This window comes from Mesorhizobium sp. GbtcB19 (assembly GCF_019091085.1).
Taxonomy (GTDB): domain Bacteria; phylum Pseudomonadota; class Alphaproteobacteria; order Rhizobiales; family Rhizobiaceae; genus Mesorhizobium.
In genome coordinates this window covers 1-231 of sequence record NZ_JAGXJY010000614.1, presented here as the reverse complement: position 1 = coordinate 231, position 231 = coordinate 1, and the positions used below count along the sequence as shown (strand labels likewise).

At 64.1% G+C, this 231-nt stretch carries 1 protein-coding gene; it reads right to left on the bottom strand.

Annotation, left to right across the window (positions count from 1 at the left end):
• Nucleotides 1-190: molybdopterin cofactor-binding domain-containing protein (locus KVT37_RS33215; protein ID WP_217579122.1), on the bottom strand; the 190-nt coding region annotated here is incomplete at its 3' end.
• Nucleotides 191-231 lie beyond the last annotated feature (41 nt).

The following is a 231-nucleotide window of genomic DNA, read 5'->3' as shown; positions in this document are numbered from 1 at the left end:
CCCCGATCGTCCCCGCGCAGATCGGCCCCATGATTCGCATCATGCCCTGGCCGAGATCGACGCAGGAGAGCGTGACCATGAAATTGCCGGACGGCGTCGAATGGACCCGCGCCTGTGTAGGGTCGCCGCCGAGGTTCATGCCGGTCGGATAGGTGATCGCGGCGACGCCGCGTCCACGCCGGATCGGCATCTCAGGCTCCCTTCCTGTAGGAGGACATTGCCATGTATTTT